Origin of the sequence: Pseudonocardia halophobica, from assembly GCF_050948485.1 — a bacterium.
In the GTDB taxonomy this organism is placed as follows: Bacteria; Actinomycetota; Actinomycetes; order Mycobacteriales; family Pseudonocardiaceae; genus Pseudonocardia; species Pseudonocardia halophobica.
In genome coordinates this window covers 5,096,253-5,111,789 of sequence record NZ_CP192046.1, presented here as the reverse complement: position 1 = coordinate 5,111,789, position 15,537 = coordinate 5,096,253, and the positions used below count along the sequence as shown (strand labels likewise).

At 71.8% G+C, this 15,537-nt stretch carries 17 protein-coding genes and 2 pseudogenes; 5 read left to right on the top strand and 14 right to left on the bottom strand.

What is annotated here, in order from left to right; all coding sequences use genetic code 11:
• Window positions 1-647: 647 nt before the first annotated feature.
• From ACQP04_RS24245 to ACQP04_RS24215, 7 genes are read right to left on the bottom strand one after another with little or no spacing between them, the layout of a single operon-like run.
• Complete coding sequence (locus tag ACQP04_RS24245) at window positions 648-1,868, bottom strand: CaiB/BaiF CoA transferase family protein (protein ID WP_433502860.1); 1,221 nt, start codon at window positions 1,866-1,868, stop codon at window positions 648-650.
• Window positions 1,861-3,012 carry a DUF3500 domain-containing protein gene (locus ACQP04_RS24240; RefSeq protein WP_433502859.1) on the bottom strand — a complete coding sequence of 384 codons (1,152 nt, stop codon included), beginning with the start codon at window positions 3,010-3,012 and terminating at the stop codon, window positions 1,861-1,863. Before ACQP04_RS24240 ends, ACQP04_RS24245 begins: the two co-directional genes overlap by 8 nt.
• Entirely contained in the window at window positions 3,009-3,344 is a 336-nt protein-coding gene (locus ACQP04_RS24235; protein ID WP_433502858.1) for a cupin domain-containing protein, read from the bottom strand. Before ACQP04_RS24235 ends, ACQP04_RS24240 begins: the two co-directional genes overlap by 4 nt.
• A gap of 11 nt (window positions 3,345-3,355) precedes the next feature.
• A complete protein-coding gene (locus ACQP04_RS24230; RefSeq protein ID WP_433502857.1) occupies window positions 3,356-4,216 on the bottom strand; it encodes a fumarylacetoacetate hydrolase family protein in 861 nt (286 codons plus the stop codon).
• A gap of 2 nt (window positions 4,217-4,218) precedes the next feature.
• Window positions 4,219-4,659, bottom strand: coding sequence for a nuclear transport factor 2 family protein (locus ACQP04_RS24225; protein WP_433502856.1), 441 nt, complete (start codon window positions 4,657-4,659; stop codon window positions 4,219-4,221).
• Window positions 4,656-5,444, bottom strand: a complete 789-nt coding sequence (locus tag ACQP04_RS24220; RefSeq protein WP_433502855.1) for an alpha/beta hydrolase fold domain-containing protein — start codon at window positions 5,442-5,444, stop codon at window positions 4,656-4,658. The genes ACQP04_RS24225 and ACQP04_RS24220 overlap by 4 nt, the downstream gene beginning before the upstream one ends.
• Window positions 5,441-6,985 (bottom strand): FAD-dependent monooxygenase, encoded by a 1,545-nt coding sequence (locus tag ACQP04_RS24215; RefSeq protein ID WP_433502854.1) that lies wholly within the window; start codon window positions 6,983-6,985, stop codon window positions 5,441-5,443. The genes ACQP04_RS24220 and ACQP04_RS24215 overlap by 4 nt, the downstream gene beginning before the upstream one ends.
• 121 nt (window positions 6,986-7,106) lie before the next feature.
• Here ACQP04_RS24215 and ACQP04_RS24210 point away from each other — a divergent pair, with 121 nt between their 5' ends.
• Entirely contained in the window at window positions 7,107-7,811 is a 705-nt protein-coding gene (locus tag ACQP04_RS24210; protein ID WP_433502853.1) for a FadR/GntR family transcriptional regulator, read from the top strand.
• A gap of 9 nt (window positions 7,812-7,820) precedes the next feature.
• Here the strand turns inward: ACQP04_RS24210 and ACQP04_RS24205 are convergent, their stop codons facing one another.
• The 3 genes from ACQP04_RS24205 to ACQP04_RS24195 are packed head-to-tail and all read right to left on the bottom strand — an operon-like array spanning window position 7,821 to window position 10,569.
• Window positions 7,821-9,050, bottom strand: coding sequence for an NAD(P)/FAD-dependent oxidoreductase (locus tag ACQP04_RS24205; protein WP_433502852.1), 1,230 nt, complete (start codon window positions 9,048-9,050; stop codon window positions 7,821-7,823).
• Window positions 9,047-9,364, bottom strand: a complete 318-nt coding sequence (locus ACQP04_RS24200) for a 2Fe-2S iron-sulfur cluster-binding protein (protein WP_433502851.1) — start codon at window positions 9,362-9,364, stop codon at window positions 9,047-9,049. Before ACQP04_RS24200 ends, ACQP04_RS24205 begins: the two co-directional genes overlap by 4 nt.
• 5 nt (window positions 9,365-9,369) lie before the next feature.
• Window positions 9,370-10,569 (bottom strand): cytochrome P450, encoded by a 1,200-nt coding sequence (locus ACQP04_RS24195; RefSeq protein WP_433502850.1) that lies wholly within the window; start codon window positions 10,567-10,569, stop codon window positions 9,370-9,372.
• A 183-nt stretch (window positions 10,570-10,752) separates the two neighbouring features.
• On the opposite strand from ACQP04_RS24195, the gene ACQP04_RS24190 reads away from it, so the two are divergent.
• Window positions 10,753-10,941, top strand: a complete 189-nt coding sequence (locus ACQP04_RS24190) for a ferredoxin (protein ID WP_345382701.1) — start codon at window positions 10,753-10,755, stop codon at window positions 10,939-10,941.
• Between the two features lie 35 nt (window positions 10,942-10,976).
• Window positions 10,977-12,155, top strand: a complete 1,179-nt coding sequence (locus ACQP04_RS24185) for a cytochrome P450 (protein ID WP_433502849.1) — start codon at window positions 10,977-10,979, stop codon at window positions 12,153-12,155.
• On the opposite strand, the gene ACQP04_RS24180 is transcribed toward ACQP04_RS24185, so the two are convergent.
• The 3 genes and pseudogenes from ACQP04_RS24180 to ACQP04_RS24170 all read right to left on the bottom strand — a co-directional run bounded on the left by ACQP04_RS24180 (window position 12,040) and on the right by ACQP04_RS24170 (window position 14,439).
• Window positions 12,040-12,816: an IS5 family transposase gene (locus ACQP04_RS24180; protein ID WP_433502848.1), complete on the bottom strand. Its 777-nt coding sequence runs from the start codon at window positions 12,814-12,816 to the stop codon at window positions 12,040-12,042. The two genes, ACQP04_RS24185 and ACQP04_RS24180, sit on opposite strands and share 116 nt — an antisense overlap.
• A pseudogene (locus ACQP04_RS24175) lies at window positions 12,722-13,090 on the bottom strand (transposase); the annotation flags it as partial. The pseudogene ACQP04_RS24175 and the gene ACQP04_RS24180, both read right to left, overlap by 95 nt.
• A 46-nt stretch (window positions 13,091-13,136) precedes the next feature.
• Window positions 13,137-14,439, bottom strand: a pseudogene (locus tag ACQP04_RS24170) (IS3 family transposase).
• 48 nt (window positions 14,440-14,487) lie between these two features.
• Between ACQP04_RS24170 and ACQP04_RS24165 the strand changes: the two are divergent.
• Together ACQP04_RS24165 and ACQP04_RS24160 are read left to right on the top strand one after the other, a co-directional pair.
• Complete coding sequence (locus ACQP04_RS24165) at window positions 14,488-14,955, top strand: LLM class flavin-dependent oxidoreductase (RefSeq protein ID WP_433508431.1); 468 nt, start codon at window positions 14,488-14,490, stop codon at window positions 14,953-14,955.
• A gap of 22 nt (window positions 14,956-14,977) precedes the next feature.
• Complete coding sequence (locus tag ACQP04_RS24160) at window positions 14,978-15,205, top strand: hypothetical protein (protein WP_433508519.1); 228 nt, start codon at window positions 14,978-14,980, stop codon at window positions 15,203-15,205.
• On the opposite strand, the gene ACQP04_RS24155 is transcribed toward ACQP04_RS24160, so the two are convergent.
• Entirely contained in the window at window positions 15,141-15,332 is a 192-nt protein-coding gene (locus ACQP04_RS24155; RefSeq protein WP_433502847.1) for a biotin carboxylase N-terminal domain-containing protein, read from the bottom strand. The two genes, ACQP04_RS24160 and ACQP04_RS24155, sit on opposite strands and share 65 nt — an antisense overlap.
• Window positions 15,333-15,537: the final 205 nt, after the last annotated feature.

The following is a 15,537-nucleotide window of genomic DNA, read 5'->3' as shown; positions in this document are numbered from 1 at the left end:
GCCGGTCCGCTTCGGACTACCTCGTCCGCTTACCCGCAGCTCCGCTCGACTGCTGGCCGGGTTCGGCGCTGCGCCGAGCGGGCGAGCCGGGGTCCGGGGTCGGCGCGGGGGCCGGCCATGGAGCCTTCGTACCAACGCTGCCCAACGGGACGACCGGGCAGCGGTCGGACTCCCATGAGACGAGCCTCCACCAGACCCAGGGCGACTCACATCGGTCGCCGGATCGGGGGCCGCAGCTGCTCGCCGGTCGGCGGGTCGAGGTCGCGCAACCGGGAGACGCCGAAGCCGGACCAGCACGTTGTGCACCCCGGCCGCCGAGAGATGCGAGTGCCGACCTCGCGGCGCAATTCGTAGGCGATGCGGTCCGGGCCGAGCTTGCGGTCGCGGCGCAGCCGCTCGATCCGGGCCTGCAGCTGCGGTGGGGTGCGCCGCGGCGAATGGTGTGGGCGCGAGAAGTGGTGCGGTTTGTCGACAGCTCCACACCTCGCCCGGAGGTCTCCCCAACTTCAGATCATCCGTCCTGGCGTGTCCGCACCCGCCGCGTCACCAACCTCCGTAGGCGGGACATCTCCAGGCCGAGAAGCCAACGCTGTCGTGCTGACAGATAAGGAGGGAGCTGCACCGGGGGCGACGCGGCAAGGCCGTGTTCAGGGCGGCTGGCCCGACGGATCGTCCTCCTGCCCCCTGCCGCCGCTCTCGGCAAGGACGAGCAGGCGATCCCGGTCGAGCGCGGGTGGCGGCGTGTGTCGGATCCGGGTGCGCTCGCTGCCGTCGACGTCGAAGAACCGGACGGCCGGGCCCGGGAGCGTGATCGGCCCGGCGACGGGGTGGTCGACCGTCACCACGAGGCGTTGGCTGGCCACCTGGTCCCACGCGTAGACCTCGTCCAGGGTGCGGACGGCGCCCGCGGGAACCCCGAGCCGGTCGAGCTCGTCGAGGAGCTCCGCCTTCGTCCGGTCGGCGAACGCCGCCTCGATCACGCCGATGAGTTCCTCCCGGTGGGCGACCCGGTGGGCGTTGCGGTCGAAGCGCGGGTCGTCGCCGGGGAGGCCGAAGCCGTCCGAGAGCCGTCGCCAGAGTGCCTCGCTGCCCACCGCGATCTGGATGGCGCCGTCCTTGCAGGCGAACAATCCGTACGGCGCGATCGTCGGGTGGTGGTTGCCGCTCGCCCGACCGAGTTCGGCGCCCACCGTCCAGCGGGTGCCCTGGAAGGCGTGCAACCCGACGCCGGCGGCGAGCAGGGAGGTCCGGACGATCTGGCCGCGGCCGGTCCGGGTCCGTTCGAGCAGGGCGGCCAGGACACCCGTCGCCCCGTTGAGGCCCGCGGTGAGGTCGCAGATCGGGACCCCGACCCGTTGGGGGTCGTCCGGGCCGGAGCCGGTCAGCGACATCAGCCCGGTCTCGCCCTGAGCGATCTGGTCGTAGCCCGGCCGGTGGGCGTCCGGCCCGTCGTGCCCGAAACCGGTGATGGAGAGCACGACCAGCCCAGGATTGCGCCTGAGCAGGGTCTCCGGAGCCAAACCGAGCCGGTCGAGGACGCCGGGCCGGAAGTTCTCCACCAGGACGTCGGCCTCCGGCACGAGCGCCTCGAGCTCCGCGCGGTCGCCCGCGTCCTTGAGGTCGAGCGCGATCGACTCCTTGTTGCGGTTCGCCGCGAGGAAGTAGGTGGCGACCCGCTCCGCAGAGTCCTCACCCCCGACGAACGGTGGACCCCACCCCCTGCTGTCGTCCCCACGGCCGGGCACCTCGACCTTGATCACGCGGGCTCCGAGATCGCCCAGGACCATAGCGGCGTGCGGCCCGGCAAGCGCGCGGGACAGGTCGAGGACGAGCATCCCGGCCAAAGGGCCGGGACCCGGCTCACCCATCGCGGCCGCCCTCGTGAGGCTTGGATTCCTCAGATCCCGAGGGGCCGCGGTGCTGGGCCGCCCGGTGCTCGGCCAGGACGTCGATGCCGAAGTCGTTGGTCGGGTCCCGCCACACCGCGTGAACATGGTTGGCGTCGTCCTCGGTGTTGTCGAACTCGACGAGGGTGACCGGGCCCTCGATGCGGAAGTAGTGCGGAGTGTCGATCGTGTGTCCACCCGCCCAGACGAAGTGCAGCTCGTCGAGCCCCGCCGACCGGATCCGGTCCATCTCACGACCCAGCTGCGCGGGTCGCACGCTGCCCAGGAAGGAGCCGAGCAGCTGGTCGAACGCCGCGGCTTGGGCGGGGGACATCGCCTCCCGGGGCAGGCCCCGCGGGGCGCCGCGGACGTACCGCAGGGCGGCGCGGTCCGCGTCGGTGATCATCGCGTCGCGGCGGCCGACACCGTGGACGTCGGGCCATTCCTCGGCGCCGATGAGCGGGACGCAGCGGGTGGCGAAGTCCGGCGGCGGTACCGGATGGATCGTGGCGGTCGCGCGCTGGACCGGGTCTAGTGCTTCGAGCAGCGCGAACGCCCGGTCCTCCTCCTCGCCGAGAATCCGGAAGGGGCCGATGCGGGCCGGCTCGGCCCCGAGCAGGAACGGTGTCACGGCCATCCGGTCCTGGCCGACGACGGTGACGTTCAGCGAGAGATGGTGGCCGACGAGCCGCCACCCCCAGCTGGCGTCCGGCTGGGGCTGGTCGAAGAAGGTGAGGTAGTAGCCGTTCGGGTCGCGGAAGTGCGCGGCCAGGTGGCCGAAGACACCGACGTTGAGCTCGCGCAGCACGTTCTCCAGGTTCATCACCTGGATGGCCTTGGCGTAGCCGGTGAGCGAGGTGCTCTGGGCGACCAACCGGTGGGTCAGGTAGCGCTGGGTGTCGGTCATGTCGCGCAGCGGGAGCCCGGCGCGCCCGGACTCGGGCAGGAAGTTCCAGTGCATCCGGTTCTCGTCGGCCATCGGCACCACGATCCGGGCGCGCTGGGCGGCGTCGAGGTGGTCGAGGAGTGCCATCGCGGCGAAGGTGACCGCGGTCGGGTCGAAATCACCGTCGATGGGCCGGTTGCGGGGGGCGTGGGCGTGGTGCAGCCGGTCGTCCGAGGTCATGACGTCGCCCTGATCACGAGCATGCCTGCTGGGGCGTCGCCCTCGTTCGTCACGCTGCGGACCTCTCCCTTGGCGAAGTGCAAGGTGTCTTCAGGGCCGGCCAGGACCCGGTCGCCCGCGCTCTCGAAGGTCAGCCGGCCGGAGAGGATCACGTAGACCGTCTCCGCCGGTTGGACGGTCGGCTCGGCCCGGCCGCCGGGCTCGTAGCGTGAGAGGACGACCGTGAACCGCTCGACGGGCGTGCCCGGCCCGCCCTGCACCCAGCGCGGTGCGACCCCGCGGTGGCCCGGGGACTCGAACGCCTCGGCGTCGGACAGGTTGACGACTCGCATGTCCTCGTCCCTCACGTTCCGGTGGCGCCGTGGATTCCGGCGCTGTGAATTCCGGCGCGGTGATCCTCGACCGGCGTGCTCACGGCGCCGATCCCCTCGACCTCGACCTCGACCACGTCGCCCGGCTGCAGGAGCCGCGGGGGGTTGCGGGCGTACCCGACGCCGGCCGGAGTGCCGGTCGCGATCAGGTCTCCCGGGGTGAGGGTGAAGGTCCGGCTGATGAAGGCGAGCACGTCCGGGACTCCGAAGATCATCTGGTCGGTGGTGGACTCCTGCATGACCTGGCCGTTCACCCGGCTGATCACCTTGCGACGGCCGAGCTCGCCGACCTCGTCCCGGGTGACCAGCTCCGACATCGGCCCACTGCGGTCGGCGTTCTTGCCGAGTGTCCATTGGGTGGTGAGCTTCTGGGCGCGCCGGGCGGTGATGTCGTTGAACGCGGCGTAGCCGAAGACGGCTGTCTCGGCCTCGTGCAGTTCGGCGCAGCTCAGCGGACGCCCGACCGCGACCAGCAGCTCGGCCTCCCAGTCCAGTCCCTCCTCGTCGACGGGGACGCGGACCGGGGTGCCGCCGACCGCCAGCGAAGGCGTCCAGCGCCCGAAGATCGTCGGGTGGTCGGGGACGTCGAAGGGGCCTTCCGCCGCGTGCTCCCGGTAGTTCAGCCCGACGCACAGGATGCGGGCCGACGGCTTGACCGGGGGCGCGAGCCGCACGCCCGACCCGGGGATCCGGGCGCCGGGCCGCCGGCCCGCCTCGATCGCCGCGTCGGGGTCCTGCCAGAAGTCCGCGACCGGGCCCAGCGGGATGAGCTGCTCGCCGTCCCGCGCGGCCACGTGGACCGCGCCCGCCCGCTCGTATCCGATGATCCGCATGCTCAGCTCCCGTACTGGCGGGCGAGCCACCCGCCGGGGGCAGCACCGGTGACGACGATCGACCGGTCGCTGATCAGCCAGCGCCCGTCGGGTCGGCGCACGAAGTGGTCCTCCCAGCAGCCCCAGTGGTCGGGTGCGGCCTCGTCGGTGATCGCGATGTACATGGTCCGGACGTCGGCCTCGTCCGGCCCGGCGAACTCGATGTCCATCGTGGTGGCGTGGTGCGCGATCATGGTCGGCTCGGAGCCCTTGACGACCTTCGCCATCTCGTGCGGGCCGACCTCGAGGCCGTCGGGGAAGCGGATCGTGGCGTCCTCGGTGTAAAGCACAGCCATCCCGGCGAAGTCCGCCTGCTCCTTCGCCATGGTGCAGTAGCGGTGCATGACCGCGGCGATCAGTGCCCGGTCCTCGACGCGGGCCTCGCTCAGGCTGGTGTCGTTCATGACCCGTCTCCTTGCTTCGTCGCGGTCTGGAGGTGGCTGCGCAGGAACGCTGCGGTGACGGCGATCGTCGCCTGTTCGTCGAAGGCCGGGTCCTCGTGGCCTGCGCCGCCGAGGACCATCAGGGTGCTCCGCGCGCCCGCCCGGGTCAGCTCCTCGTGGAGGCGCCTGCTCTCGCCGATGTCGACCATCCGGTCGCGGTCCCCGTGCGCGATGAGGAACGGCGGTGCCGCGGCGTGCACGTGGCTGACCGGGCTCGCCTCGCGGACCAGGTCCGGCACGGCGGTCAGGTCGTCGACGCCGAGCAGCGCGTGCGCCGGGCTTGTCGGCGGGAGCAGGGCCTGCTCCCGCGGACTGCGGGAGTAGCAGGCCGCGATGTCGCTGAACCCGAACCAGGACACCACGGCCTGCACGTCGGCCGGGCCGGACAGGCCGACAAGGGCGGCGAGCACCGCGCCCGCCGAGGCGCCCCAGAGTCCCACCGCGTCGGTGCCCGCCCCGAGTTCGTCGAGATGCCCGCGAACCCACCCGAGCGCCGCGCGCACGTCCTCGACCTGGTCGGGAAACCGTGCCGCGGGGGCGAGCCGGTAGTCCGGCGCCACGACGGTGATGCCGTGCCCGGCCAGCGCCTGCATCCGTTCCCGGTGCATCGTGCGATCACCCGCCACGAACCCGCCGCCGTGCAGGTGGACGACGGTGCCGCAGCTGCGCGCCGGTGCCGGGTACACGTCCAGCCGCAGACCGAGCGCGAACTCCTGGGTGCGCACCGCCTTCACGGGGTCACTCACGCGGGCACCGGGGCCGGGGCGGGGATCTGGGCGAGCAGATCGTCGACCAGGGCCAGCGAGTCGTCCGCGCCCGCGGCCAGGCCGAACAGGTACACGTCGGGCCGGGAGAGCAGGGTGGTGGCGCCGTGCTCGGCGAGGTAGTCCCGGAAAATGCCCTCGACGTCCACGACCCCGCCGTCGCCGAGGTGGAGCACCTGCACACCGAGCTGGGCGAGGCGGGCCAGGCGCGCGGCGCCCAGGATCTCCGCGAGCGGCAGTGTGGAGATCAGCTGGAACCCGTAGCCGACGAGATCGTCCAGCAGCCCCTCCCGCTCACCGATGCGGACCACGCCCTGGATCGCGACCTCGCCGGCCTGGTCCCCGTACTCGCCGTCCGCCGCGCGGTGCTGGACGCCGTTGCGCAGCGGCGGGATCGGGGGCGTGACGTCCCCGCCGGTGGCGGCCAGGTAGCCGTCCCGGGCCGCGGCCTCCTCGGGGGTGGCGGGATTGACCATCTTGTAGGCGGCCAACGACCCCTCCACGAAGAAGCGGGCGTGCGAGAGCCGCTCCGCCTCGTAGGTGTCGAGGAGCGCGTCCCGGGCGAGGCCGCGCAGCACGAGATCCAGCTTCCACGCCAGGTTGGCCGCGTCGCGCATGGCGGTGCAGGCACCCTGGGCCATGTACGGGGTCATCGCGTGGGCGGAGTCGCCGCCGATGAACACATCGCCCCTCCGCATCGCGCCGGCGATCTGGCTGCGGAAGGTGTAGATCTTGCGACGGGTCTGGCGGACGTGGGCGCGCGGGATGCCCACCCGCCGCTCCAGGAACTCCAGGCCGCGCTCCTCGGCGGCCTCGACCTCCTCGTCCTCACCCGGGAGCATCCGCACGTCCGACCGGACCCGGCCGGCCCCGTTGGGCCCCCAGAAGTACGGCTGGTCGAAGTCGAGATCGAAGTAGCACCTGTTCTCCAGGTCGTGGGGCAGGGGCTGGAGCACGTCGTAGTCCGTGAGGATCCAGCGGTCATGATGGCGGTGGATCACCTCGACGTCGATCCCCACGGCGTCGCGCACGAAGCCGCTCGCGCCGTCCATGCCCACCACGTACCGGGCGGTCACCGTGTCGCCGCCGGACGTGGTGACGGCGTACCCATCGCCCTCGGCGCGCAGGCCCACGACGCTCGTACCCCACCGGACCTCGACGCCGGGCAGCGTCGCGATGCGCCGCTCCATCGCCGCCTCGATGTTCGGCTGATGCAGGGTCAGGTGCGACCAGTGACCGCCCCGCTTGTAGTCCCAGTCGAACCGGCCCTTCTGCTCGCCGTCGGAACCCCAGATCTCGACTGTCCGCATCGGCAGCGACTCGGCGAGCGCCTCCGCGGGGTCCGCCGCGTGCTGGAGCAACCGCGCGACCTCGCCGTCGAGGGTGCTCATCCGGGGGAGCCCGTAGGGCTCCGGGAACTTCTCGCACACGACGATGCGATGGCCGCGCTGCCCGAGCAGCGAGGCCAGCATCTCCCCGGCCGGGCCGAACCCGACGATGACGACGTCGACGGTGTCACTCATCCGTTGCTCCATCTCACGCGCCCTCGCGCTGAAACTCACGAATCCTTCGGGTGTTTAAAGGATCCTTCGGCGCCTCGCGCCGGATGTCAAGCCTGCGTCGTAAAGTGGTCGGGTGTTTTCCGTGCCGCAGACGCGCGCCCAGTCGCTGGCCACCGAGATCGAGCGGTGGATCGTCGAGCGTGAGCTGGCCCCGGGCAGCCGCATCGCCACGATGGACGAGCTGCGCGAGCAGACCGGTCTCGGTCGCGCGACCATCAGCGAGGCGGCCCGGCTGCTGGCCGAGCGCGGCGCCGTGGACGTCAGGCTCGGCCGCAGCGGCGGGCTCTTCGTCGCCCAGCCGGCCGCGGTGGTCCGCCTGCGGCACACGTTGCTGTCGGTGTCCCAGGACCCGGCGCGGATCACGGACGCGCTCGCGGTCCGGGACGCCCTCGAGGAGCTGATCGACGTCGACGCGGCCCTGCACCGCACCCGGCGGGACGTCCGCGAGCTCGAGGCGATCGTGGCGACGATGCGGACCCATTCCGCCAGCCGGGCGGACTTCCTGCAGGCCAACTGGGCCCTGCACCGGCGCATCGCCGAGATCACCCCGAACGAGATCGCCCGCAGCGTCTACCTGAGCACGATGGCCCAGGTCGAGGGCCTGCCCAGCAGGCCCGACGCCGACACCGCGGACGAGGACGAGGCCTATCTGGCCAGGCGGGTGGACGTGCACGTCGAGCTCGTCGCGGCGATCGCCGCGGGCGACGCGGCGCGGACCTCGCGGGCCGTCGTCGCGCATCGGGCGTTGACCTTGCCGAACGCCGAGGTCGGCGCGCCGCCGGACTGAGAGGACCGGCTACGCGGCCCCGCGGGTCGCGAGCTCGTGGTCCTTCAGGTCGAACCCGGCGGACCCGACCTCGGCCGGGCTGGGCAGGACCCCGCCGGACAGCAGCCGGCGCGCGGCCATGTGGTCGCGCGGGCGGTTCACCGACTCGACGGCGACGAGGCGTCCCCGGCGGAAGCGGCAGACGGAGAAACCGTCGTCCGGATCGCCCACGAGCACGCAGTCGTCGTCGGGGAAGCCGAGCCCGACGGTCTGCACCCGCAGCGCGAACTGGTGGGTCCAGAACCAGGGAACCTTGCCGTACGGCTCGCCGAGGCCGTGCGCGATCGACGACGCGACGTGGCGGGCCTGGTCGATCGCGTTCTGCACGCACTCGATGCGCCGTGGGGCGCCGAGCTCGCGGTCCGGGCGCGCCACGCAGTCCCCCACGGCGAAGACGTCCGGGACGGAGGTCCGCAGCCAGGGATCGACCAGCACGCCGTCGTCCACTGCGAGACCGGCGGCCTCGGCGATGCCGCTGTTCGCCACGACCCCCACCGCGATCACCACGAGGTCCGCCGGGAGCTCCGAGCCGCCCGAGAGCACGACGCGGCGGACCCGTCCGGCGCGTCCGAGGAACCGCTGCACGCCGGTGCCCACGCGCAGGACGGTGCCCGCGGCCTCGTGGGCCCGCCGGACCGCGTCGGAGACCGGGGGCGCCACCGCCCGGGCCAGGAGCCGGGCCTGCGGCTCGACCACGGTGACCGCGCGCCCGACCTCGGCGCAGGCCGCGGCGATCTCGAGGCCCAGGAACCCGCCCCCGACCACGACGACGTTCCGGGCCGCACCCAGTCGCGCCCGCAACGCGGCGGCGTCGGTGAGCGACCCCAGCTGCGCGATCCCGTCCAGCTCGACGCCCGGCACCTGCAGCCGCCGCAGCGACGATCCGAGCGCCAGGACGAGGTGCGTGTAGTCGACCGCGCCGCCGTCGCGCAGCTCGACCCGGCGTCGCGCCGGGTGCAGCGCGGCAACGGCGGTGCCCAGGCGCAGGTCGATGTCCTGGTCGGCGAAGAACGACGCGCTGCGCAGCAGTTGCGGTTCCCCGGCACCGGGTCCGAGGAACTCCTTCGACAGCTGCGGGCGGTGGTAGGGGAGGTGGTCCTGCCCGTCCAGCAGGACCACGGGACCGCGGTGCCCCTCCGCCCGCAACGACGCGGCGACCTGCACGCCGCCGTGCCCCGCGCCGATCACGACGACCGTCACAGCTGCGTCTCCGGGACGTCGAAGGTCATCTCGTCCCAGTTGTCGGCGATCTCCACCTGGCAGGACAGCCGGCTCGCCGGTGTACGCGGTGCAGCCGTGGAATCGAGCATCTCGTCCTCGACGTCCGACACCGGCGGTAGCCGGTCGGCCGCGTCGGCGTACACGTGGCAGGTGGCGCACATGGCGTTCCCGCCGCACTCGGCGACGATGCCCGGCAGGTCCTCGGCCATTGCCACCTCCATGACGGAGAGGCCGGCCGTCCCCTCGACGGTGCGACGCGTCCCGTCGGGCAGCACGAAGGTCAGGGTGGGCATCGCGCTCAGGCCTCCACAGTGGTCACGTGGAGCTGCTGGGGCGAGCGGAAGAGCCACCCCTTCATCGCCCAGCCCGCCTCCGCCAGGCGCAGGGCGGGCGCCACCGCGACGAGCTCTTCCAGCGCGATCCGGGCGAGCTCACGGCCGAACACGTTCCCGGCGCAGAAGTGCCGGCCCCCGCCGAAGGACAGATGGGTGGGGCCGGAGCGTCGGAGCTGGTAGCGACCCCCGTCGCTGAACCGGCGCTCATCGTGGTTCGCCGAGGCGACCATGCACCACACGAGGGACCCCGGCGGTAGCTCCTGGCCGTGGATCGTGACCGCACGGGTCGTCTCGCGGAAGACGCCACCGATCGGCGCGATCCAGCGGAGGCCCTCGGCGAGGGCCGTGGGAATCAGATCGGGGTCGGCGACGATCTCGCCGTAGGTGCCTTCCTGGAGGAGGCCCAGCAGGGTGGTGGCCGCAGCGTGTCCTGGTTCCTGCATCCCGCCGGTGAGCTCGATCAGGAACGCGGAGTAGATGTCCTCGCGCGACCGGGTCCGGCCGGGTGGCATGCCGGCGTGCAGCAGGTGCGACAGGCCCGAGCCGTCGGGGTCGCTCTCGAGCCGGGTGAGGATCGGCTCGAGGACGTCCTTGATCTCCGCGACGACCTCGTCGCTCCTGCGGAAGGGTTCCTCCTGGAAGGTGTAGTTGCCCGCCGCACCGATGATGGTGTGGAACCAGCGGCGCAGCGTCTCCGACGGCACGTCGCCGATGCCGAGCATGGCAGCGAGGCCCCTCGTGCTGACCGGCTCCAGGTACTCCGCGACCACGTCGTAGGTGCCCGAGGCGGGCAGCCGCGCCGCCTCCTGCGCGGCAATCGGACGGACCAGGTCTTCGATGTAGCCCGACACCGCGCCTCGCCGCAGCGGCGGGTCGACGGATGCGCGGCGGTCACGGTGGACCTCGCCGTCGGCGATGAGGATGTTCTCCGGGCCGAAGGTCCGTTCGAGCACCGGCTGGACGCTCGGTGCGCGGCCGAGATCGGTGTCGGCGAGAAAGGCGCGCACCTCGTCGTAGGTCGTCAGCAGGTAGGCGTTCAACGCCGGGACGAACACGCACGGCGCCTCGGCCCGCATCCGAGCGTAGAGCGGATACGGATCGGCTTCGAGCGCGGCGATGTCGATGTCGTCGATCCAACGGATCCCCGATGCGGTGACGGCCACTCGTCCTCCTCGACGGTCAGCGCGTAAATACCCGAATGCTTTGTGTGCTTCGGCGGATTCTGCTGGCGTCCGTCGGGGGTGTCAAGCGGCTCGAGTCGCACTTGACACCGCCTGTCGCTCTCGACACCATCCCGTGGTATGACACGAAAGATTCGGGTTGTTTATGTGGGTGAAGGAGCTGTCATGAAGCTGTCCGTGGACCGGGACCGCTGCGAGGGCTACGGCCTGTGCGTCGACGAGGCGTCGTCGCTGCTGCACCTCGACGACGACGGGGAGCTCGTCCTCGACGCCGAGGAGGTCGAACCGGAGCTGTCCGGTGTCGCCGAGGCCGCGGTTCGCGTGTGCCCGGTCGCCGCTCTGACGATGGACTGACAGCCGCCGTCCACCCCTCGACCGAAGGCACAGCGATGACGCTCACCCACACTCCCCGCTCGGACGTCGACCTGTTCAGCGACGAGGTCCTCGTCGACCCCTATCCCGTCTACCGTGACCTGCGCGACCGAGGCGGCGCCGTCCATCTGAGCACCCTCGATATCTGGGCGATCCCGCGTTACGCCGACGTCCGGCGGGCACTCGCCGACTGGGCGGGCTTCTCCTCCCGCGGGATCGCGCTTAATGAGCACGTGAACCGGATGCTCGTCGGGTCGGTGCTGGCCAGCGACCCGCCCTTCCACGACACCCTGCGGGCGGTGCTCTCCGAACGGCTCGGTCCGCGCGCCGTCCGGCCGTTGCAGGCCGAGATCGCCGCCCGGGCCGAACGGCTCGTCGACGAGCTGGTCGAGAAGGGCTCGTTCGACGCGGTCACCGACCTCGCCGTGACCTTCCCCTTCTCGGTGGTGTTCGACCTCATCGGCATCCCGGACGACGCGCGTCCGAAAATGCTCGGCTGGGCGGATGCGACCTTCACCGTCTTCGGCCCACTGAACGAGCGCACCCTCGGCGGGCTGGACGCGATCGGGGAGATGTTCGGCTGGCTGGGCACGCTGCAGGCCACAGACCTGAAGGAGGGCAGCATGGGGCGGGACATCTTCCGTGCCGCCGACGAGGGCCGCATCGGGCGCGAGTCGTGCATCCCGCTGCTGGCCGCCTACACCTCCGCCGGGCTCGACACCACCATCAACGCCATCGCCAACGCGGTCCACTTGCTCGGCACGCACCCGGACCAGTGGGACCTCCTCACCGCAGACCCCGGCCTCGTGCCGAGTGCCCTCAACGAGGTGCTCCGCTACGACGCCCCCGTCCAGGGCTTCGGGCGCACGGTCACCGAGGACGTCGAGATCGACGGCGTCCCCGTTCGTTCCGGCTGCCAGGTCCTGTTGCTCTACGGGTCGGGCAACCGCGACGAGCGCCGCTACCCCGAGCCGGACCGGTTCGACGTGAACAGAAACCCCGTCGACCACCTCGCCTTCGGCTACGGCACCCACGCCTGCGCCGGTCAGGCCCTCGCCCGCCTCGAGGCGCACGCGGTGCTCATGGCACTGGCCACGCGGGTCCGCCGGTTCCGGGTCGGCGAGCCCGTGCGCCACCTGAACAACGTCGTCCGCGGCCTGGAACGGCTCCCGGTCGACGGACTCGTGCTCCGTTGACTGGGGCACCGAACCTCTGGCCCGCCGCCCGGTCGGCCGGCCACCACGTGACCCATCGGGTGACCGGCCAGGGGCTGCAGCGGTCGTAGCGGGTGGCCAGCCCGCGCCAGTGTTTGAGCTGGCAGAAGCCCCGCTCGACGGTGTTCCGGCGGCGGTAGCGGTCCTTGTCGAACCCGACCGGGCGGCCACCTGCTGAGCCGCGGCGGGCCCGGTTGGCCTGCTGGTCGCGGGGCTCGGGGATGGTCGGAGCGATCCCGCGCCGCCGCAGCAGCTCCCGGTTCGCCCGCGAGCTGTAGCCCTTGTCGGCCAGCACGTAGTCCGGGCGGGTCCACGGCCGCCCCCGGCCGGGGCGGGCCACCGCGATCCCGGCGATGAGCTGGGCGAACTGGGTGGTGTCGTTGACGTTCCCGGCGGTCAGCTGCACCACCGGCGGCCGCGCCTGCCCGTCGACGATGGAGTGGACCTTGGTGGTCAGCCCGCCGCGAGACCGGCCGATGGCGTGGTCGGCAGGCTCGGCGACGACGGGTCTCTCCCGTCGTCGCCGGTGATCGAGTCGGGAATTCTTGTCATTCGACCTTGCCCCCTGTGAGGGTGTCCGGCGGCGAGCCGGGGCCGGGTGCGGTCGCGGCGTTGCCGCCGATCCGCCGCGCCGCGGCACCATGCTGGTGGACCCGGACCAGCGACGAGTCCGCCGAGACCAACCAGTCCAGCTCGCCGCGGGCATCCGCGTCGGCCTGGGCTGCGGCGAACAACCGCGCCCAGGTGCCATCCTCGCTCCAGCGGGTCTGCCGCTCATAGGCGGTCTGCCAGGGCCCGAACCGCTCGACCGGGATCTCCCGCCACGCCGCCCCGGTGCGGTACTTCCAGGCGATCGCTTCGATCACCTGCCGGTGATCACGCCACCGCCCGCCCCGCCGCGGCGTGCGATCCGGCAGTCGGGGCTCCAGGGGCCTTGCCCCCGGTTCATGGACACGGGGTGGATTACGCCGCTTCCGGGACGGTAGCTGTGCGGGCCTTCTCGTAGGTGTTCGGGGTCTGGTAGCGGCACCAGGAGTGTCGTCGTCGGGTGTTGTAGCGGTTGAGCCAGCGGAAGAGCTGGCGGTGGCAGGTGAGGGCATCGGGCCAGGTCGGATTGTCTTGCAGGACTTCGCGTTTGAGGGTGGCGTTGACCGACTCGGCGAGGGCGTTTGTCGGCGCTGGAGCCGATCGCGCCCATGGACCGGACGACGCCGAGCCGCTCGCAGAGTTCGGCGTCGGCGCGGGAGGTGTAGACCGACCCGTGGTCGGAGTGGAAGATCGCCCCGGTGAGGCTCCCGCGGGTTTCGGCCGCGGCGAGCAGGGCGTCTTCGACGAGTTCGGTGCGCATGTGGTCGGCGATCGCCCAGCCGGCCAGGCGCCGGGAGTAGCAGTCGATCACGGTGGCCAGGTACAGGTTGCTGCCTTCGGCGAGGGGCAGGTAGGTGAGTCGCCGACGTAGACCCGGTTGGGCGCCTGCGCGGTGAACCTGCGCCGAGCAGGTCGGGCACCGCACCCTGGGCGGGCTCGGGGATCGTGGTGCGCACGCGGCGGCGCCTGCGGTAGCCACAGATGCCGTGCTCGCGTATGACCCGGCCGACCCGCTTGTGGTTGACCCGCTGCCCGGCGGGCGCGCCGTCGCCCCGCTCGGCGGTGATCCTCGGCCGCCCGCAGGTGTTGTCCTTGGCGTGCACCGTGCGGATCCGTGCCGCGAGTTCGGCGTCGGCGGCAGTGCGGGCGGCCCCGGCTGGGGCGGCGGCGCGCCAGGCGTAGAACGAGGAACGCTGCAGTCGAGTAGCGCGCACAGCCGCTTCACGCTCCACCCGGGGCGGGCGGAGGTGCCGGTGTGGTCGGCGACGAACTGGAAGCGGCTACCAGTTCGTCTCCCCGGCGAAATACTTGGCCGCTGGCGCAGGATCTCGCGCTCGATGACGAGCTTGGCCTTCTCCGCGCGCAGCGCGGCGTTCTCCGCCTCCAGACGCGCCAGGCGCTGCTCAGGGGTCTCCGACCCGCCGACCACCGGCTCGCCGAGCTCGGGTCCACCGCCGGCACGGGCCTGACGCGGCGGGCGGGGTGTGAGAGGGCTGGGGGCCGGCGTGCCGTCCTCGGCGGTCTTGCGGCCGGTGCCGAGCCGCTCGAGCCACACCCGAAGGGTGCCGCGCTCGATCCCGAGGTCCTCGGCGATGCCGCGCACCGTCGCGTCCGGGCTGGACTAGTACAACTCGACGGCCTGCCGACGGAACTCGTCGGAGTAGTTCTTGCGGGCCATGATCGTGGATCATCTCGCCTTCCCCGCGGTGCGGGGATCTGCGTGTCCATGAACCGGGGTCAGGCCCCGATCGCGGCTCTCCACGCACCCGTCCAGTTGGCGAAGACGCTCGCCACGATCGATCAGATCAGCGGCGGTCGCATGATCGCGGGGATGAGCACCGGCTGGTCCACCGACGAACTTCAGGCGACCGGTGCCACTCGAGCGGTTCGCGGCCGCTTCCTCGACGAGACGCTGGATGTCTTCGAGGCGGTCTGGGGACCCGACCCGGTGATCTTCCGCAGTCCTCGGGTCGTCGTCGACAACGCCTCGATACTCCCCAAGCCCGACTCGAAACTCCCCGTGATGCTGGGTTGCGGCGGCAGCAACCTCGGTCGCGGCACCAGTTCCAAGGCCGTGCAGCGCATCGCCCGACGTGCAGACGGCTGGTTGCCGGTCTTCACCACTCCCGGGCCCGGCCGGTGGAGCCGCCGAACTGCGCGCAAGCTGGGACCGCATTCGGGAAATTGCTGCTGAGTACGGTCGGGATACAAGCCGGATGGAGATGATCGCGGTGGAAAACGTCACCTTCACCGACCGTCCGGCGGGACCCGACCGAATGGCGTTCGTCGACACCCTCTCCCAGGCTATCGACGACATCCACATGGCGGCGCAGGCAGGCGCGAACGAGCTCATCGTGGATCTGAACCTGCAGGATTGGTTCACCAGCACTCCGCAGCTGCTCGAGACAGCGGTGAAAATCCGGGAGAGAACCTCAGCGTTATGACCGAAGGTGCCATCATCGGAGACGGCGGCAGCGTTTCTGCTCCGTAGGCGGCGAAGACCGCCCGGATCACCCGTACGGCGATCTCCCCGCGGTTGGCGACGAGAATCTTGCTGCGCGCAGCGGGCACGAGGCTTCCTCCTCAGGCACCCCGCGGCGAGGAACAACCGCCACTGGTGCCAGGGATGTACGGCAGACGGGTTCCGTGCCGCGGCCAGCGCCGTAGCGCGCAGGGCGGTGCCGACACCTGCGGCAAAACGGAGAGGATACGGGCAGAAGTCGCAAGGTTCTATCCCGCGTGTGACTTTCGTTGTCCGGAGCCCGCCACTGAACGA

Bases quoted from the DNA above. Each gene is read 5' to 3' on its own strand.
- ACQP04_RS24245 (WP_433502860.1), bottom strand. From the start codon at position 1,868: ATGGGTGAGCCGGGTCCCGGCCCTTTGGCCGGGATGCTCGTCCTCGAC.
- ACQP04_RS24240 (WP_433502859.1), bottom strand. From the start codon at position 3,012: ATGACCTCGGACGACCGGCTGCACCACGCCCACGCCCCCCGCAACCGG.
- ACQP04_RS24235 (WP_433502858.1), bottom strand. From the start codon at position 3,344: ATGCGAGTCGTCAACCTGTCCGACGCCGAGGCGTTCGAGTCCCCGGGC.
- ACQP04_RS24230 (WP_433502857.1), bottom strand. From the start codon at position 4,216: ATGCGGATCATCGGATACGAGCGGGCGGGCGCGGTCCACGTGGCCGCG.
- ACQP04_RS24225 (WP_433502856.1), bottom strand. From the start codon at position 4,659: ATGAACGACACCAGCCTGAGCGAGGCCCGCGTCGAGGACCGGGCACTG.
- ACQP04_RS24215 (WP_433502854.1), bottom strand. From the start codon at position 6,985: ATGAGTGACACCGTCGACGTCGTCATCGTCGGGTTCGGCCCGGCCGGG.
- ACQP04_RS24200 (WP_433502851.1), bottom strand. From the start codon at position 9,364: ATGCCCACCCTGACCTTCGTGCTGCCCGACGGGACGCGTCGCACCGTC.
- ACQP04_RS24190 (WP_345382701.1), top strand. From the start codon at position 10,753: ATGAAGCTGTCCGTGGACCGGGACCGCTGCGAGGGCTACGGCCTGTGC.
- ACQP04_RS24185 (WP_433502849.1), top strand. From the start codon at position 10,977: ATGACGCTCACCCACACTCCCCGCTCGGACGTCGACCTGTTCAGCGAC.
- ACQP04_RS24180 (WP_433502848.1), bottom strand. From the start codon at position 12,816: ATGGTGCCGCGGCGCGGCGGATCGGCGGCAACGCCGCGACCGCACCCG.
- ACQP04_RS24165 (WP_433508431.1), top strand. From the start codon at position 14,488: ATGAACCGGGGTCAGGCCCCGATCGCGGCTCTCCACGCACCCGTCCAG.
- ACQP04_RS24160 (WP_433508519.1), top strand. From the start codon at position 14,978: ATGGAGATGATCGCGGTGGAAAACGTCACCTTCACCGACCGTCCGGCG.